The sequence below is a fragment of the Anaerolineae bacterium genome, assembly GCA_011176535.1.
Classification (GTDB): domain Bacteria; phylum Chloroflexota; class Anaerolineae; order Anaerolineales; family DRMV01; genus DUEP01.
On record DUEP01000091.1, the window covers coordinates 1 to 16768 of the forward strand.

Consider the following 16768-nt stretch of genomic DNA (forward strand, 5'->3'; position numbering starts at 1 on the left):
CGGGGTGGGGCTGCGCGCCCTGCCGGGTAACCTGGCGCGGCTGGCGCGCGGCTACCTGGCGGCCCGACGCCTCTTGGCTGCCTTTCGGCCCGATGTGCTCTTCTTCACCGGTGGCTATGTGGCCGTGCCGGTGGGGCTGGCGGGCCGACGCATCCCTACCCTGCTCTATGTGCCTGACATCGAGCCGGGGCTGGCGCTGAAGACCCTGGCCCGCCTGGCCGACCGCATCGCGGTCACTGCCGAGGCATCTCGCGCGTTCTTCGCGCCGCGGGCGCCAGTGGTGGTCACCGGCTATCCTGTACGGCGGGACCTGCTCAACTGGGATCGGCAACGGGCACGGCGGGCCTTGAGCCTGCCTATCGAGGCGCGGGTGCTGCTGGTTTTCGGGGGCAGCAAGGGGGCCCGCTCCATCAATCGAGCGCTGCTGGCGGCTTTGCCCCGCTTGCTGGAGGCTGGGTTGCACATCGTACACATCACGGGGCGACTGGACTGGCCCGAGGTCTCCCGGGCCCGCGAGGCCCTTCGCGCCGAACAGGCTTCCCGATACCGGGCCTACCCCTACCTGCACGAGGAGATGGGCGCGGCGTTGGCGGCGGCCGATGTGGTGGTTTCCCGCGCTGGTGCCTCGACCTTAGGCGAATTCCCGGCTTTTGGCCTGCCGGCCATCCTGGTGCCGTACCCGCACGCCTGGCGCTACCAGCAGGTGAACGCCGAATACCTGGCGCGGCACGGTGCGGCCCTGATCGTACCGGATGCCGCTCTGCCGACGCAACTGGCCGAAACCCTGCTGGCGTTGTTCGCTGAGCCTTCCCGCCTGGAGGCGATGCGGCGGGCCATGCGCCGTCTGGCGCAGCCCCAGGCCGCCGAGCACATCGCGGCTCAACTGCTCGCTTTGGGCCGAAAGGAGTAGGGACGCATGTTGAGCATGGTGGGCTTTTTCTGGATCATGGTCTTTCTGGCAGGGATCATCGGTGCATTGCGTGGTTGGGCCAGAGAGTGGCTGGTGACTTCTTCGGTGGTGCTGGCTTTCCTCATCATCTGGGTGATGGAGACCTATGCGCCCTCGGTGGTTCGTAGCGTGAGCTCCTCTCGGCCCGCCCCGGCGCTGGCGACGTCTACTCCCACGTTCACCCCCGCTCCCCTCCCCACGCCGCCGTCCTCACCCTTGGAGACTTTGATCCCTCCTGAGGCCAGGAGACAACCCTGGACAAAAGAGGAGCGCAACACCTTTTGGTTCCGCACGCTGACCTTGCTGGTGCTGGCTTTCTTTGGCTATCAGACGCCTCGCATCCCGGCCGTGGCTAGCCGCACAGCCAGGGGCAAAGGTGTGGTCGCTGATTTGATGTTGGGCTTCGTCTTCGGGATGCTCAACGGCTATCTCATCGTCGGCTCGATCTGGTATTTTCTGGACCAGGTTCGCTACCCATTTCGCGCGGTGATGGTGCCCCCGGACCAAATCGAGCCCCTGGCGAAGTTGGTAGATGCTTACATCCGCTACATGCCTCCCAGCTATCTGTTGAGCACGCCGGGGCTGTTCGTCGCCGTCATCATCGCCTTTGTCTTCGTCCTCACCGTGTTGATTTGAGGAGCAGGCATGGTTTTGTCGCAGCGCATTCACTTCGTCGGTATCGGCGGCACCGGGCTTTCGGCCATCGCCCGCGTGCTGCTGGAGCGTGGCTACACTGTCAGCGGCTCAGATCGGCACGCTTCGCCGTTCACCGAGGCGCTGGCGCGGTTGGGTGCCCGTGTGTTCATCGGCCACGCCCCCGAACAGGTGCGCGATGCCGACCTGGTGGTGCGCTCTTCGGCCATCCCCGACGACAACCCCGAGGTGCAGGAGTCGCGCGCCCGCGGGATTCCGGTGCTCAAGCGGGTGGACTTTCTGCCCCAACTCACGGCTGGTTATCGCACCCTGGCCGTGGCCGGGGCCCATGGCAAGACCACCACCACGGCCATGCTGGCTGTGGCCCTGCAGCGTCTGGGCCAGGACCCCACTTTCATCGTGGGCGCTGAGGTGCACGATCTTGGCGCCAACGCCCACGCGGGGAAAGGCCCTTACTTCGTCATCGAGGCCGATGAGTACGACTACATGTTTTGGGGTCTACGGCCTTATGTCGCCGTGGTGACCAATGTGGAGCACGATCACCCCGATCTTTTTCCCACGCCCGAAGCGATGCAGGCCGCCTTCCGCGGTTTTGTGGAACGGGGCGACCCTGAAGGGTGGACCGTGCTCTGTGGGGAGGACGCCGGAGCCCGCCGTCTGGCGGAACACGCCCCAGGACGGGTGCTCTTTTACGGGATCCGGGGAGAGGGTTCCGGGGTCTGGTTGGCTGCCATCGCCCGGGGGCTCTCGCTGAACCCGCGGGGCGGGTACGACTTCCGGGCCGGGTTGCCCTCCGGTCGGGAGGTGGCCGTCTCCCTGAGCATTCCGGGCCGACACAATGTACTCAACGCCCTGGCCGCCCTCACGGTGGTCGATGTGCTGGGACTGGATGTCCAGGAAGCCGCCCGGTCGCTGGCTGCTTTCCACGGCGCTGGCAGGCGCTTCGAGGTGCGGCTGGAAAGCGGCGGATGGGTGGTGGTGGACGATTACGCCCACCATCCCACGGAGATTGCCGCCACCTTAGCCGCGGCGCGAGCCCGCTACCCCGGGCACACCCTCTGGGCCGTGTGGCAGCCCCACACCTACTCCCGCACCTTGACTTTGCTGGATCGGTTCGCCACCGCCTTTGCTCAGGCCGACCGGGTGGTGGTCACCGGGGTGTACGCGGCCAGGGAACGGGCGCCCGAGGGCTTTGACCCGCGCCAAGTGGCCGCCGCCCTGCGCCATCCGACGGTGGCTTTCGCGCCCGATTGGGAGGCCGCTGCGGAGTTGTTACTGGCCGAGGCCCACCCCCCGGCGGTGGTGCTGGTGCTCTCGGCGGGCGACGGCCCGCGCCTGAGCGAGCGCCTGCAGGCCGCCTGGCTGTCTGAGGAGAGGAGAGGATGATGCCCCCAACGGCCCCCGTTGCCCTGCCCTGGTCGGTCCTGGAGGCCGCTTTTGGGGAGCGGCTCCAACGCCGGGTCCCGCTGGCGCCCTACACCTCGGCGCGCTTAGGCGGTCCGGCCGACGCCCTGCTCATCGTGCGCTCGGCCGACGAACTGGCCGAGGCGGTGGCCTGGCTGTGGGCCCACGAGGTGCCTTTCCTGGTGCTGGGCGGGGGCTCCAATGTGCTGGTGAGCGACGCCGGGGTGCGCGGCGTGGTGCTGCTCAACAAGGCCGCCGCGGTACGCTTCGGCGAGGACGAGGAAGGCTCCTGGGTGCGGGCCGAGTCAGGCGCCAATCTGGGCCGTGTGGCCCGGCGGGCGGCTTTGCAGGGGCTGGCCGGGCTGGAATGGGCCGCCGGGATTCCCGGCACCGTGGGCGGGGCCGTGGTAGGCAACGCCGGGGCCCATGGCGGCGATATGGCGGGCGTGCTCCGGGTGGCCGAAATCTTGCACCGCCGGGAGGGACGGGTGACTTGGCCGGTGGAGCGCCTGGCTTACGGCTATCGCACCAGTTGGCTCAAGGTGCACCCCGGTGAGGCGGTGGTGCTGGCCGCCACCCTACGCCTGCGGCCCGGCGATCCTCAGGAACTGCAGGCGCGGCTGGAAGAAGGGCGGGCCTACCGCCAGCGCACTCAGCCGCCGGGGGCCAGCATGGGCTCCATGTTCAAGAACCCGCCGGGCGATTACGCGGGCCGGCTCATCGAAGCCGCCGGGCTGAAGGGTACCCGCATCGGCGGGGCTGAGATCAGCCGTGTGCACGCCAATTTCATCGTCAACCACGGCGACGCCACGGCCCGCGATGTGGCCGAGTTGCTGCGCCTGGCGCGATGCACGGTGGCCGAACGTTTTGGCGTGCGGCTGGACCTGGAAATCCAACTCATCGGCGACTGGCCGCCTGAAGTGCTGGCCGACCTGGTGTGAGGAGGCAAGGCATGGCGGACAAACTGCGCGTGGCGGTGCTTTTTGGCGGACGTTCGGGCGAGCATGATGTCTCCCTCATGTCGGCCCGCTCGGTGCTCGACGCCCTGCGCCGCGACCGCTATGAGATTCTGGAAGTGGGCATCACCAAAGAAGGCGTCTGGCTGATGGGCGAAGGCGTGTGGCAGGCGCTGAAGGAGGGCCGTACCGAGGGCCTGACGCCGGTCACCATCCTGCCCGACCCCACCCGCCCGGGCCTTTACGCCTTCCGCGACGGGGGCCTGGAGCGGGTGGCCAGGGTGGATGTGGTCTTCCCCGTATTGCACGGGACTTTTGGGGAAGACGGCACGCTCCAGGGCTTGCTGGAGATGGCCGACCTAGCCTATGTGGGCGCCGGGGTGGTCGGCTCGGCGGTGGGCATGGACAAGGGTGTCTTCAAGGCGGTGATGGAGGCCCATTTCCTGCCGGTGGTGGCCTATCTGGTGCTCACCCGCCGCGAGGTGGAGGAGCAGTTGGACGAGGTGGTCACGCGATGCGAAGCCTTGGCACCCTATCCGCTGTTCGTCAAGCCGGCCAATCTGGGCTCCTCGGTGGGCGTGACCAAAGCCGACAACCGGGACGAGTTGGTGGCCGGGCTGGAACTGGCCGCCCGGTACGATCGGCGCATCGTGGTGGAGCGCGGGGTGCCCAACGCCCGCGAAATCGAGGTCAGCGTGCTGGGCAACGAAGAGCCGCAGGCCTCGGTGCCTGGCGAAATCCGCCCCGGCGATGAATTCTACTCCTACGAGGCCAAGTATCTGGACGATTCCTCGGAGTTGATCATCCCGGCCCGGTTGAGCAAAGAGGAGGCCGAGCGCGTGCGGGCGCTGGCCGTGGCGGCCTACAAGGCTTGTGATTTGGCCGGGATGGCCCGGGTGGACTTCTTGCTGGACCCGGAAAGCGGTGAGTTTTTCATCAACGAGGTGAACACCATCCCCGGGTTCACGCAGATCAGCATGTATCCCAAATTGTGGGAAGCCAGTGGGCTGCCTTACCCTGACCTGCTGGATCGTTTGATTGACCTGGCTTTGACGCGCAAGGCGGAGCGGGACCGCACGGTGCGCACCTACAGGCCAGGCGAGTGAGGTGTGATGGCCATGGAGCGGACGGCTCGGCAAGGGAGCCGCGCTGAAAGGGTGCGTCAGCGGCGTCGACGGAAGACCACCCCCCGCGTCAAGGTGGCCCGGGGGCCAAAACGCGGCGGGCGCGTGACCGCCACGACCGTGGCGGATTGGGCTTCCGTGCCCATGGTGGTGGACCGCCATGGCGTGGCCGGTCAGGTGGCGTTCCCCACGGCTTTCCCTCTGCCCGGGGAGGAAGCGCGCCGGGTGGTGGCCTGGCCGCGCCTGGATTGGGGTTGGCGCTGGCTTTCGGCTCTGCTTTTGCTGCTGAGCCTGGGCGGACTGGTGGCCTTGTTCCGGTTGTCGGTTTTTCAGGTACAGGAGGTGACCTTCCACGGTTTGGAGCGCCTCAACGCGGCTTCGCTGCGTGGTGTGCTACCTCTGGGAGAACCAGCGGCCACGGTGGACCCCCAGGCGGTGGCCCAGGTGTTGCTCACCACCTTCCCGGCGCTGGCCGAGGCTCAGGTTTCTCTCACCGTGCAGGGGCAGATGGTGGTGCAGGTGGTGGAACGCCAGCCGGTGCTGGCCTGGCGTTATCAAGGGGCCCGCTGGTGGGTGGACCCTGAAGGGGTGTTGTTCCCCGCCCTGGACGAGGAAGCCCTCCCTGAGGTTGAAGTCCAGGCCCAGGATTTGCCCCTGGGGTTGACCCAGGACCAGGGACAGTGGCGTCTGCCCCAGGATTTGGTGCAGGCCCTTCAGGTGTTGGCCGCCTATGTCCCCCAGGGACAACCGCTGGTGTACCACCGGCGTTACGGATTGGGCTGGCAGGCACCGGAAGGGTGGCTGGTCTTCATTGGGAAGACGCCGACGCACATGGCGGCCCGAATGCGGCTCTATTGGGCCTTGCGGGAGCATTTGCGCGCCCAGGGTGTGCGCCCGGCGATCCTTGACCTTTCGGCGTTGGACGCGCCGTATTACCGGATGGAGCCGTAGGATGGAAGCACCCATCGTTGTCGGTTTGGATGTGGGCACGACCAAGGTGTGCGCGCTGGTGGCCCGCTTGGAGGGGGCGGTGCCGCGGGTGATCGGCGTGGGCATCGAGCCTTCGCGGGGCATGAGCAAGGGGCTGGTGACAGACATCCCGGCGCTGTCGCGGGCCGTGGCGCAGGCCATCGAGAAGGCGGAGCGCACCTCGGGGCTGGTCATCGAGTCGGCGCTGGTGAGCCTGGCTGGCGCGCAGGTCAGCGGCGAGATCAGCCGTGGTGTGGCCGGCGTGCGCGGCGGCCGCGTGGGCGAGCGAGACATCGCCCGCGCGCTGGAAGCGGCGCAGGCCATCGCCGTGCCTCACAACCGCGAGGTGATTCATATGGTGCACCGAGGCTTCACCCTGGATGAGCAGGAGCAGGTGCACAACCCCCTGGGGATGTACGGCTACCGCCTGGAGGCCGAGGTGTATGTCATCAGCGCGCTAAAAAGCGCCATCGCCAACCTGCGCCAGGCCGTGGAGGCGGCCGGGGTGGAAGTGGCCGGTTTCGTGCTCAACCCGCTGGCGGCCGGGGAAGCGGTGTTGCAGGACACCGAGCGCGAGATGGGCGTGGTGGTGGTGGACATCGGCGGCGGCACCACGGATCTGGCCGTGTACATCGACGGCGATGTGTGGCACACGGCGGTCATCCCCCTGGGCGGCAATCACATCACCAACGATCTGGTGTATGTGCTCCATCTGCCGCCCCAGGAGGCCGAGCAGGTCAAGGTGGCCCACGGGCACGCTGTGCCCCAGGAAGTGCCGCCGGAGGAGTTCGTCACCGTGCACCCCTATGGCGAGGCCCAGGGCGTGCAACTGCCGCGCTGGGAGATGGCCCAGATCATCGAGGCGCGGGTGCGCGAGATCTTCCAGTTTGTGCATCAGGAGATCCACCGTTCGGGCTACGAAGGGCTGTTGCCCGCGGGGGTGGTGCTCACTGGCGGTGTCAGCGACCTGCCGGGCGTGAAGGAGGTGGCCCGCGAGGTGTTGGGCCTGCCGGTGCGCATCGCCAGGCCGGAACGGGTGACCGGGATGACGGATCGCATCCGCAAGCCGGCCTTTGCCACCAGTGTGGGTCTGCTCTACTGGCCCCATCTGACGGTGGGCGCGGCGCAGGCCACCATGCGCACCGAAAAAGCCCCCCGGTCCAATTCCTGGTTGGAGTGGTTACGGCGCCTGTTGCCGTAATATGTTATGATTGAAAGCCCCACGACGAGGAGGTCATCATGGTGTACCCTGACATGGAACAACCGTTGGAGTCCTTTGCCCGCATCAAAGTGGTGGGTGTAGGTGGCGGCGGCTGTAACGCCGTCAACCGAATGATCGAGGAAGGGGTGCAGGGCATCGAGTTCATCGCGGTGAACACCGATGCCCAGGCCCTGATGCTTTCGCAGGCGCCAACGCGGGTGCGCATTGGCGAGAAGTTGACCCGCGGCCTGGGCGCGGGCGGCGACCCCGAGGTGGGACGCAAGGCCGCCGAGGAGTCGGCCGAGGAACTCTACGAAGTGCTCAAGGGTTCCGATATGGTGTTCGTGACGGCCGGCATGGGCGGCGGCACGGGCACCGGCGCGGCGCCGGTCATCGCCCAGATCGCCCGCGAAATCGGCGCGCTGACCATTGGCGTGGTCACCCGGCCTTTTTCCTTCGAGGGCGCGCGGCGGGCCAAGGCCGCGGAAGAGGGCATTAGCCAGTTGAAGGAGCAGGCCGATACGCTGATCGTCATCCCCAACGACCGGCTGCTGCAGATTGTGGACAAGCGGTCGAGCATTCAGGACGCCTTCCGCGTGGCCGACGATGTGCTGCGTCAGGGCGTGCAGGGCATTTCGGAACTGATCACCGTGCCGGGGTTGATCAACCTGGATTTTGCCGATGTACGCTCCATCATGAAGGAGGGCGGCGCGGCGTTGATGGCCGTGGGCGAGGCCGAGGGCGAGGACCGCGCCCGCCTGGCCGCCGAGGCCGCCATCTCCAGCAACTTGTTGGACATCACCATCGACGGGGCGCGGGGCGTGCTGTTCAACATCACCGGCGGCTCGGATCTGACCCTCTTCGAGGTCAACCAGGCGGCGGCCATCATCAAAGAGGCGGCCCATCCCGATGTGAACCTCATCTTCGGGGCGGTGATCGACCCCAACATGGGCGACAGGGTGCGCATCACGGTCATTGCCACGGGTTTTGACCCGGCGCGGTCTTCGGTGCCTGGCTTTATCGACCGGGGGCCGCGCGGCGCGCACAAGCCCTGGGAGCGGGAGTATCGCTCCACGCGCTCCACGCCGCCCCCTTCGGGCAGGGACGCACGGGCGCCGCACCCGGCCGAGCGGGAAGAGCCCACCCGCCTGCCGTGGACGGCCGACGATGAAGACCTGGATGTGCCGCCTTTCGTGCGCCAGAATTACTCACCGCGGCGGTAAGCGCATCCCCGGCGGTTCACCGGCCGCCGACCGACAACAGGTGACACAGGCAACACGACCTCCTCCGGTCGAGGCGGGCGTCCCCGGACGCCAGGCCCGGGTGTTGCCGTGGGGCTGATTGCCTCTGGGCTTTTTCCCAGGGGCAGTCACGCTTTTAGGCTCGTTTTCCGGAGATGGCGCAGCCCCTCCTCCATCACCTCTACCAGCCGTTCTGCGTCGGCGTGGGTGAAGGGGAGGGGTGGCTTGATTTTGAGCACATTGTGCAGGGGGCCGTCCACCCCCAGCAATACGCCGCGGTCTTTGGCGTATTGCACCAGGCCGGCGGCCTCTTCGGCCGCCGGCTCCAGGGTCTCATGGTCGCGCACCAACTCAACGCCCAGGAAGAGGCCCAGCCCACGCACATCGCCGATGAGGGGACGGTGGTCGGCGATTTCGCGTAGCCAACTCTTGAGGGCCCCACCCACCTCACAGGCGTGTTCTTGCAGCCCTTCGGCTTCGATCACATCCAACACGGCCAGCCCCACGGCGCAGGAGACCGGGTTGCCGCCGAAGGTGTTGAAGTATTCCATGCCCGTGGCAAAGGCCTGGGCGATCTCCGGCGTGGTGACCACGGCGGCCAGCGGGTGCCCGTTGCCCATGGGCTTGCCGAAGGTGACGATATCGGGCACCACGTCCTGGGTCTGGAAGCCCCAGAAGGCCTCGCCCACCCGGCCAAAGCCGATCTGGACCTCGTCGGCTATGCAGACTCCACCGGCTTCGTGCACCGCCTGGTAGATTTCGCGCAACGTCCCCGGCGGGAAGACCACCTGCCCGCCAGTGCCCATCAGGGCCTCGGCGATGAAGGCGGCAATCCCGCGCCCTTGGGCCTGCACCGCGGCGATGACCCGCCGGGCGTGCTCGCCGTAGGCGCGGGCCGGGTCGGGCTCGTGGCGGTAGATGCCCCGGTAGGCGCAGGGCATGGGCAGTTTGTGTACCCATTCGGGCGCGCCTTGCCCGCCGGGCCCGTCGAACTTGTAGGGCGAGATGGCGATGAGGGAGGAGAGGTTGCCGTGATAGGCGCCTTCCAGCACGAGCACATCCCGCTGCCCGGTGTAGGCCCAGGCTAAGCGCAAGGCCAGGTCGTTGGCCTCGCTGCCGGAGTTGACGAAGAACCACACCCGCAGCGGTTCGGGTAGGGTGGCGCTCAGGCGCTCGGCCAAGCGCAGGATGTTCTCGTGGAGGTAGCGGGTGTTGGTGTTGAGGGCCGTGGCCTGGCGGGCCAGGGCGGCCACCACATGGGGATGGCTGTGCCCTACATGGCAGACGTTGTTCACGCAGTCCAGGTAGGGGTGGCCCTGGTCGTCGTAGAGGTATTGGCCGAAGCCGCGCACGATGTGCAACGGTTGGCGGTAGTGCAGGCTGAGGCTGGGGCCCAGCAGGCGTCGGCGGCGGGCAAGCAGCGCGGCGGCCGGAGGCGGGGGTGGTAGCGGTGCGGTGGCCGTGCAGAAAGCCGTGAGCCGGGCGTGGATTGCTTCGCGGGGCAGGGTGTGCAAGGCGCGCAGCGCCCGGACCACGGGGGCGGTGCTGATTTGCAGGTAGGGGTTGTCGGGCGCGGTGCGGGCCCGTTCGGCGGCTATGGCGGCGCTCACGGCCAGGCGGGCCAATACCAGGGTGGGCAACACAGTTTGCTCGGCCGGGGTGAGGGGCTGCCAGCCGTGGTACCCGGCCACCACCTCGGCCGCCGCCGCCAGCGGGTCGTCTTCATCCAGCAAGGCATAGGCGGCGGCGATGGCGACCTCGGCCACGCGCGGGCCGTGGAGCATGTCGCCGAAGTCCACTAGGCCCACCAGGTTGCCCTCATGGAGCAGCAGGTTGTAGTCATTGGCGTCCTGGTGGATGACCTGGGCGGGCAGGTGGGGGAGCAGGGGCACCACCCTTTGGGCGAAGTCTTCCATCACGGACGCGGCGATGTCCCTGAGATCCGGGGGCAGGAACCCCAGGCGGGGCCGGATGACCTCGTGGGCGCGGGCCAGATCCCAGAGGTGGGTGTACCGCAAGGCGGGGGCGTCGAAGTCTGCCAGGGCGGCATCCAGCCGGGCGAGGAAGGCGCCGATGTGGCGCAGCAGCCACGGGGTGGCCGGGCGGGCGTGGGCCAAAGGCTCGCCGGGTACAAAGGTCAGCAGGCGGGCGAGACGACGCTGGCCCTGGAAGGAGACTTCGGCCAGCAGGTCGCCGCTGCGGGTGGGCACGAGGCGGGGAAGCCCCTCCACGCGGCCCTCCAGATGGGCCAGGGCGGCCATCTGGGCCTCCAGCCGGGCGCGGTCGGCGTCGGGCGGGGCGATTTTGAGCACCCAGGCGCGGCCATCGGCGGTGGTGAGGCGAAAGTTGGCGTCGTGCTCCCCGGGGAGCGGATGGGCCTCTGCCTGCAAGCCGTGGCAGTCGGCGACCAGGCGGGCTGCTTCGGTGGGGGAAATGGATAGGGCTGACATGGGATCTCTGTACGGAGAAAGCGCTATCCCAGCGCCCGCGCGAAGAAATCGGCCAAAGCGGGGTAGAGGCGGCGCTGGTTTTCCGGCTTGAGGATGCCGTGGCCCTCGTCCTCGAAGACCAGCAACTCGTAGGGGATGCCGTGGGCTTCGAGCCGTTGGCGCACGGCCCGCACGTTTTCGGGCGTGACATTGGGGTCCTGCGCGCCCTGGACGATGAGCAGCGCGCCGCGGATGTTCTGCACGAAGTGGATGGGCGAGCGTTCGCGGTACTTTTCGGGGACCTCGTCGGGGCTACCGCCCATCATCTCTTCGCTGTAGGGCCGCAGGTCAGGGCGGGTGGTCTCGTAGTCCACCACCAGGTCCGTCATGCCACAGATGGGCGCGGCCGCGGCGATAACCTCGGGCGGGTAGTGGGTGATGAGGAACCAGGCACTGTAGCCGCCGTAGGAGGTGCCGGTGACGCCCACACGGCCTGGTTCGGCCAGCCCGGCGCGGATAAGGGCCAGGGCACCGGTGGCGATGTCGGCCTGTTCTCGGCCACCCCAGCCGTCTTCTTTGATGGATTCACGGAAGGCCAGCCCGAACCCCGTGCTGCCCCGGTAGTTGACGGCCAACACATGGAAGCCGCGGGCCACGAAGTATTGGATTTGCGCGTTGAGGGCGTCTTCGCTGTGGCTGGTGGGGCCGCCGTGGATGTAGATGATGGCTCGTTTGAGGTTCGGGCGGGCGCGGTAGAGCCAGCCTGGGATTGTCAGTCCATCCACCGAGCGCCAGCGGAAATCCTCGGCCGGGGTCAAATCCTGCGGCGTGAGAGGCGTGAGATCCCAAACGCGGGTGAGGGAGAGAAGGCCCTCGCCCCTCTCCACTTCCAGGGAGAGAGGGGAGGGGGGAAGGCCGCGCTCAGCGGCCAGGGGGGTAGGGTGAGGGGAAAGCCGCACCAGGTTGCGGGGGTGGGTGGCGCTGTAGAAGAGGGCGATCCATGCCCCATCGGGCGCCTGACCCAGGGGGATCAGATTCCCGCCCGGATCCGGGAAGGGGTGCTCGGCCCCGGTGTCGGGATCCAGCCATGTGGGGCGGTGCCGGGCTTCCTGGATCTCGTCGAGCACAATCTGACCCTGCGGTGTGACCCACGCCCCTTCGATGTTCCGTTCTGGGTCGTCCACCAGCCAGCGCAGTTCGCCGGTGGTGCGGTGATAGACGCCCAGGCGCTGGTAGGGCGGGTCGGCGTCCAGGTTCTCGGCCAGTATCAGGATGCACACCCCGTCGGGGAACCAGCGGGCGAAGACCTTGGCCCGGTCGCCGAAGTTGAGGATTTCGCGGTCCTCGCGGCCTTCCACATCTACCAGATGGAACTGCCGCCCGGCCGGGTGGTGGTCCTTGCGGGCATAGAGGATGTGGGTGCCCTGGCGGTTGAGTTGGGGGGCGGTCCAGGCAGGCTTTTGGGGGCGGGCGATGGGCACCCGTTCGCCGGTTCGTAAATCGTGGCGGTAGATCCATGTGGGCTCGATGGGGCGTCCGGCGGCGAAGTCGTAGTTGGCGCCGTAGTAAAGATAGCGCCCGTCGGGGCTGAGTTGACCGCCCCGCAGGAAATACGGGGGGCGGGCTTCGGTGAGGGGGCGCATGACTCCCGGCGCGTCTAGGTCCACCCGAAAGAGGCGCACCCGCTCGTCGCCGTCGTGGTCCTCGGCCACGAGGACGCCCCGACCGTGGGGCGTCCAGTCCACCAACTCGGTGGCCTCCGGGGTATGGGTCAGGGCCACCGGTGGGGCGCTGCCGTCGGTGGGGGCCACGAACACATCCAGGTTTTCGTGGCGCCGATACCACACAAAGGCCACCCAGCGCCCGTCGGGCGAGAGCCGGGCGTACCGCACGCTGGGTAGCGTCATCAGGTGCTCGAGCAGAGTTTCGGGCGAGAAGGGGGGCATAGTTGGCCTTTCCTTGACGGTGGGGATGAGGGGATTATACCGCCGCTGGATGGGGTTGTGCTCAAGTGTCGCCAGGGACGCCAGGGGAGAGGAAGGCACAGAGGGGGTGGCAGGGCGCAGAGCACGCAAAGAGGGAAGCACGGCTTTTTGGAATGCGGCACGCTTGTGCTGCTTGAGTTGTTCCCTGTCCTCTCCCCTCCCGGCGGGCGAGGGGGGGGCAGAGGGGAGACGCCAGGGCCTTGGTTGCGCTTTGTCCCGCAGGTGCTATCCTGTTAGCAAGGGCTCGGTACGCCGACCCTGAGGGGCAGTCTCGGGTCGGCCTGAGCAGAAAGGAGAGGGGTGTTTATGGAGGCCAAGGCACGCTTTTGGCAACAACCCTGGGCCTGGGGCGGGTTGTTTCTTTTGCTGGCTTGGCCATGATCGGGTATCTGGTGGGCCAGTATGCCACCATGCAGCGCTGGCCACCACCCAGGGCGTGGTGGTGGCCAGCGGGGTGACTTATCAACCGCCAGCGGCCGACGAGACGCAAGGCCAGTACACCCTGCTGGTGCGCTATAAGTACACGGTCGCCGGTCAGGTGTACGAAAGCCGACGGTTGGGGCTCTCATCGTCTGCTTACGGGAATCGCAAGGACGCCAGGCGGGTGGCCGCCCGCTCTCCGGAAGGGAAGACGGTCACCGTGCACTGTAATCCCCATACCCCTGCGGAGGCGTGGAACTTGATTTGTGGGCGGATTGGCCGTGGCTGGCGGCCGGGGTGGCCCTGGCCCTCGTGGGGCCGGGAGCCATCCTGCAGGGGGTGTGGGCCGCGTGGCGGGCGTGGCAGGTGAACGGGTGAGGCTCAGTGCAGCCAGCGCACGCCCCAGGGCGGCAGGGTGAGGTGGAGGGTGTCGCCGCTGACCAGGGCTTCCTCTCCGTTGAGCAGGTCGCGCACGATGCGACCGTCCTCCCAGCCCAGGTCGGCCACCCGCAGGTGGAGGTGGCGGCGGGTGGGGGAGGCGTTGGCAGCCACCAGCACGGCTTCGGTGCCCAGCACGCGGGCCCAGGCGACCGTGCGGCGCTGGTTGTCGTGGGCCAGCCAGCGAAACTCGCCGCGACGCAGGGAAGCGTGGCGCTTGCGCAGGGCGATCAGGCGCTGGATCCAGGAGCGTAGGTCCGCATCCCAGGCGCTGCGCTCCCAGGGGAAGGCGCAGCGGTTGTCGGGGTCCTTGCCGCCTTCCAGGCCGATTTCGTCGCCGTAGTACACCGTCGGCGCGCCGGGGTAGGCGAAGAGCAGGGCAAAGGCGGCTTTCACCTTCTCTGCACTACCCAACAGGGTGCGCACCCGTTCGGTGTCGTGGCTGCCTAAGAGGTTGTACATGGCGTAGGCGCGGTCGCGGGGATACAGGCGCAGCAATTCCTGCAATCGGTTGCCGAAAGCCTCGGGCGAAAGGGTGCCGTCCAGCAAGCCCAGCATGGCCTCACGCAGGGGGTAGTTCATCAGGCCGTCAAAGGACCTGGTCCAGCGGGGGTCCGCCGTCCAGATTTCGCCTATCAGATAGGCGTCGGGGTTCTCGGCCTTGACCACGGCGCGAAACTCCTCCCAGAAGGCGTCGTCGTCGATTTCGTTGGGGACATCCAATCGCCAGCCGTCGATGCCCTGCCGCACCCAATAGCGGGCTACCTCGAAAATATAGCGTCGTACCTGGGGGTTGTTGGTGTTGAATTTGGGCAGGCTCTTGAAGCCCCACCAGGCTTCATAATCCTCGGCCTGGCCGTCGCCGTAAGCCCGCACGGGGAAGCGCTTGATGTGGAACCAGTCCTTATAGGGGGAGTGCTCCCCGTTCTCCAGCACATCGCTGAAGGCGAAAAAGCCCCGCCCGCAGTGGTTGAACACCCCGTCCAAAATGACCCGCACCCCGTTGGCGTGGCAGGCGGCCAGCAGCGCCTGAAAGTCGGCCAGTGTGCCCAGTTTGGGGTCGATGCGGTAGTAGTCGTAGGTGTTGTAGCGGTGGTTGCTGGAAGAGTGGAAGATAGGATTGAGGTAAATGGCCGTAATACCCAGGTCGAGCAGGTAGTCCAGCCGCTGCAGGATGCCCCGCAGGTCGCCGCCCATGAAGTTCCAGATGGTGGGCCGGCTGCCCCACGGCGCCACATTGGGCGGGTCGTTGTGGGGGTCGCCGTTGGCGAAACGGTCGGGAAAAATTTGGTAAAAAATGGCGTCGGAAATCCAGTAGGGGACAGTCATAAACTCCTCGCGGGGGGATGAGGGTCCGGGTATGGTGCCGGTTTCTGGTGTCCTGCATCAACAGGATCCGGGGACAGCACCGTTCCCGGGGGAGAGAGCCGCTCCCTTTAGCCTTTCACGCTGCCCACGGTCAGTCCTGAGACGATGTGCCGTTGCATCAGGAAGAACAGCACCACCACCGGCAAAGACATCAGGATGGACATGGCGGCGAACTCGGACCAAGGGGTGGAGAACTGGCCCTGCATGGAGCGCAGCGCCATGGCCAAGGTGAAGCGGCGCGGGTCGTCTAGAAAGGCCCAGGCCAGCACGAACTCGGTCCAGCCGGCCATGAAAGCGAAGAGCACGGTGACCGCCATGGCGGGGAGGGAGAGGGGGAGGATGATGCGGAAGAACACCTGGGTGATGGAATCGCCGTCGATGAGGGCGGCCTCTTCCAACTCGCGGGGCACGGTGTCGAAGTAGCCCTTGAGGTTCCAGACGGCAAAGGGCAGCGTGCCGGAGGCGTAGGCGATGGCCAGGCCCAGCAGGGTGGCCCGGAGCGGTTCGCCCCCGGTTTTGATGGCGCTGAGCAGCACATAGAGGGGCGCCAGGGTGGCGGTGGAGGGCAGCATGAGCAGCACGATGAAGCCCAACATCCCCGCCTGGCGGCCGATGAAATCGAAGCGCGAGAAGGCGTAGGCCGCCGAAGAGCCCAACCCCACGGCGAAAAGCGCCGTGCCCAGGGAGGCATACAGGCTGTTGAGCAGCAATTTGCCGAAGGTCATGCACGAAGCCGGGTCGGTGGGGTTGGTGCATAGCAGGGTGAAAGGCTCGAAGAGCACCTTGCGGAAGGCGGCCAGGGAAGCGCCTGGCGGGAGGAGGGTGAGTTCCAGGGGCTTGTCGATGTTGCGGGGGTCCAGGGCCAGGGAGACGATCCATAGGATGGGGAAGAGCACCGTGGCTGTCACGGTGAGCAGGAAAAGGTGCAGCCCGAACTGACGCAGGATGGCCTTCCAGCGAGGGGACTTAGACATAGTAGGCCTCCGTGGCGCGGGTGACCCGGTTTTGCAGCAGGGTCAGCCCCAAAAGGATGAAGAATACGATCAGCCCGAAAGCGGCGGCGACGCCGTATAGGCGCTGTTTGTACACCAGTTTGAAGGTCTGGGTGACCAGGATTTCGGTCTTGCCAAAGGGCCCGCCGCATGGCCACGTCTTGCCGTACCAGGGGGAAGGCCGATCCTAACTTGCGTTTCATAAGGCCGAAGAAGCCTTCGACCCGATACCGGTACTTGCCCCGGCGCTCCCCGTTCTTTTGGGATGCCTGTCGCAGGGGGTTCCGCAGGGTATACGGCCACGAGCCCTTCATCCGCAAGGCCGGCCGGGTCCCGAATGGCTCCCGGCGCTCCGGCAGGTCCACGGCATCATCGCCTCGATCGCCCACCACGGGAAGCGGCGGGAGGGCATCCAGGTGGTCCAGGATCTCCCGCAGCAGGCGAATTTCCGACGCATACGGCGGTCCCACCGCAGCACCCAGGAAAAAGCCCCGTCCCTGCTTATCCACCCGAGCCCGAATCACCCGGCGCCCGGGGGTCCGCACCTGGCGCCGGATCTCCCCGCGACGCCAGGAGAGGGCGTAGCTATCCTGGAACCCCAACCCGGTGCCGTTCACCAACAAGAGATGCCGGGCCAG

The 16768-nt window shown here is 67.2% G+C and carries 13 protein-coding genes; 9 read left to right on the top strand and 4 right to left on the bottom strand.

Translation table 11 applies throughout. The annotated features are described in order from the left end of the window. The 8 genes from G4O04_08395 to ftsZ all read left to right on the top strand — a co-directional run. Positions 1-910, top strand: a 910-nt coding sequence (locus G4O04_08395; protein HEY58535.1) for a UDP-N-acetylglucosamine--N-acetylmuramyl-(pentapeptide) pyrophosphoryl-undecaprenol N-acetylglucosamine transferase, incomplete at its 5' end; no start/stop codon positions are given. A 6-nt stretch (positions 911-916) separates the two neighbouring features. After that, positions 917-1585, top strand: coding sequence for a hypothetical protein (locus G4O04_08400; GenBank protein ID HEY58536.1), 669 nt, complete (start codon positions 917-919; stop codon positions 1583-1585). Positions 1586-1594: 9 nt separating this feature from the next. After that, positions 1595-2989: a UDP-N-acetylmuramate--L-alanine ligase gene (murC, locus tag G4O04_08405; GenBank protein ID HEY58537.1), complete on the top strand. Its 1395-nt coding sequence runs from the start codon at positions 1595-1597 to the stop codon at positions 2987-2989. Then, the gene (murB, locus tag G4O04_08410; GenBank protein HEY58538.1) at positions 2989-3948 is read left to right on the top strand and encodes a UDP-N-acetylmuramate dehydrogenase; all 960 of its coding nucleotides are present in this window, start codon (positions 2989-2991) and stop codon (positions 3946-3948) included. Before murC ends, murB begins: the two co-directional genes overlap by 1 nt. An 11-nt stretch (positions 3949-3959) precedes the next feature. Next, complete coding sequence (locus G4O04_08415) at positions 3960-5069, top strand: D-alanine--D-alanine ligase (GenBank protein ID HEY58539.1); 1110 nt, start codon at positions 3960-3962, stop codon at positions 5067-5069. Between the two features lie 51 nt (positions 5070-5120). Continuing rightward, the gene (locus G4O04_08420; GenBank protein ID HEY58540.1) at positions 5121-6038 is read left to right on the top strand and encodes an FtsQ-type POTRA domain-containing protein; all 918 of its coding nucleotides are present in this window, start codon (positions 5121-5123) and stop codon (positions 6036-6038) included. Between the two features lies 1 nt (position 6039). Then, positions 6040-7257 (top strand): cell division protein FtsA, encoded by a 1218-nt coding sequence (ftsA, locus tag G4O04_08425; protein ID HEY58541.1) that lies wholly within the window; start codon positions 6040-6042, stop codon positions 7255-7257. 38 nt (positions 7258-7295) lie between these two features. After that, positions 7296-8480, top strand: coding sequence for a cell division protein FtsZ (gene ftsZ, locus G4O04_08430; protein ID HEY58542.1), 1185 nt, complete (start codon positions 7296-7298; stop codon positions 8478-8480). A 146-nt stretch (positions 8481-8626) separates the two neighbouring features. Here the strand turns inward: ftsZ and G4O04_08435 are convergent, their stop codons facing one another. Continuing rightward, positions 8627-10948 (bottom strand): aminotransferase class III-fold pyridoxal phosphate-dependent enzyme, encoded by a 2322-nt coding sequence (locus tag G4O04_08435; protein ID HEY58543.1) that lies wholly within the window; start codon positions 10946-10948, stop codon positions 8627-8629. Between the two features lie 23 nt (positions 10949-10971). Beyond that, positions 10972-12873, bottom strand: a complete 1902-nt coding sequence (locus G4O04_08440) for a S9 family peptidase (GenBank protein ID HEY58544.1) — start codon at positions 12871-12873, stop codon at positions 10972-10974. Between the two features lie 475 nt (positions 12874-13348). Here G4O04_08440 and G4O04_08445 point away from each other — a divergent pair, with 475 nt between their 5' ends. Beyond that, positions 13349-13702 carry a hypothetical protein gene (locus tag G4O04_08445; protein HEY58545.1) on the top strand — a complete coding sequence of 118 codons (354 nt, stop codon included), beginning with the start codon at positions 13349-13351 and terminating at the stop codon, positions 13700-13702. 11 nt (positions 13703-13713) lie between these two features. On the opposite strand, the gene G4O04_08450 is transcribed toward G4O04_08445, so the two are convergent. Both G4O04_08450 and G4O04_08455 read right to left on the bottom strand, forming a co-directional pair. Beyond that, entirely contained in the window at positions 13714-15069 is a 1356-nt protein-coding gene (locus tag G4O04_08450; GenBank protein ID HEY58546.1) for an alpha-amylase, read from the bottom strand. 137 nt (positions 15070-15206) lie between these two features. Continuing rightward, positions 15207-16112: an ABC transporter permease subunit gene (locus tag G4O04_08455; protein ID HEY58547.1), complete on the bottom strand. Its 906-nt coding sequence runs from the start codon at positions 16110-16112 to the stop codon at positions 15207-15209. Positions 16113-16768: the final 656 nt, after the last annotated feature.

Bases quoted from the DNA above. Each gene is read 5' to 3' on its own strand.
- G4O04_08435 (HEY58543.1), bottom strand. From the start codon at position 10,948: ATGTCAGCCCTATCCATTTCCCCCACCGAAGCAGCCCGCCTGGTCGCC.
- ftsZ (HEY58542.1), top strand. From the start codon at position 7,296: ATGGTGTACCCTGACATGGAACAACCGTTGGAGTCCTTTGCCCGCATC.
- murB (HEY58538.1), top strand. From the start codon at position 2,989: ATGCCCCCAACGGCCCCCGTTGCCCTGCCCTGGTCGGTCCTGGAGGCC.
- G4O04_08400 (HEY58536.1), top strand. From the start codon at position 917: ATGTTGAGCATGGTGGGCTTTTTCTGGATCATGGTCTTTCTGGCAGGG.
- G4O04_08440 (HEY58544.1), bottom strand. From the start codon at position 12,873: ATGCCCCCCTTCTCGCCCGAAACTCTGCTCGAGCACCTGATGACGCTA.
- G4O04_08415 (HEY58539.1), top strand. From the start codon at position 3,960: ATGGCGGACAAACTGCGCGTGGCGGTGCTTTTTGGCGGACGTTCGGGC.
- murC (HEY58537.1), top strand. From the start codon at position 1,595: ATGGTTTTGTCGCAGCGCATTCACTTCGTCGGTATCGGCGGCACCGGG.
- ftsA (HEY58541.1), top strand. From the start codon at position 6,040: ATGGAAGCACCCATCGTTGTCGGTTTGGATGTGGGCACGACCAAGGTG.
- G4O04_08455 (HEY58547.1), bottom strand. From the start codon at position 16,112: ATGTCTAAGTCCCCTCGCTGGAAGGCCATCCTGCGTCAGTTCGGGCTG.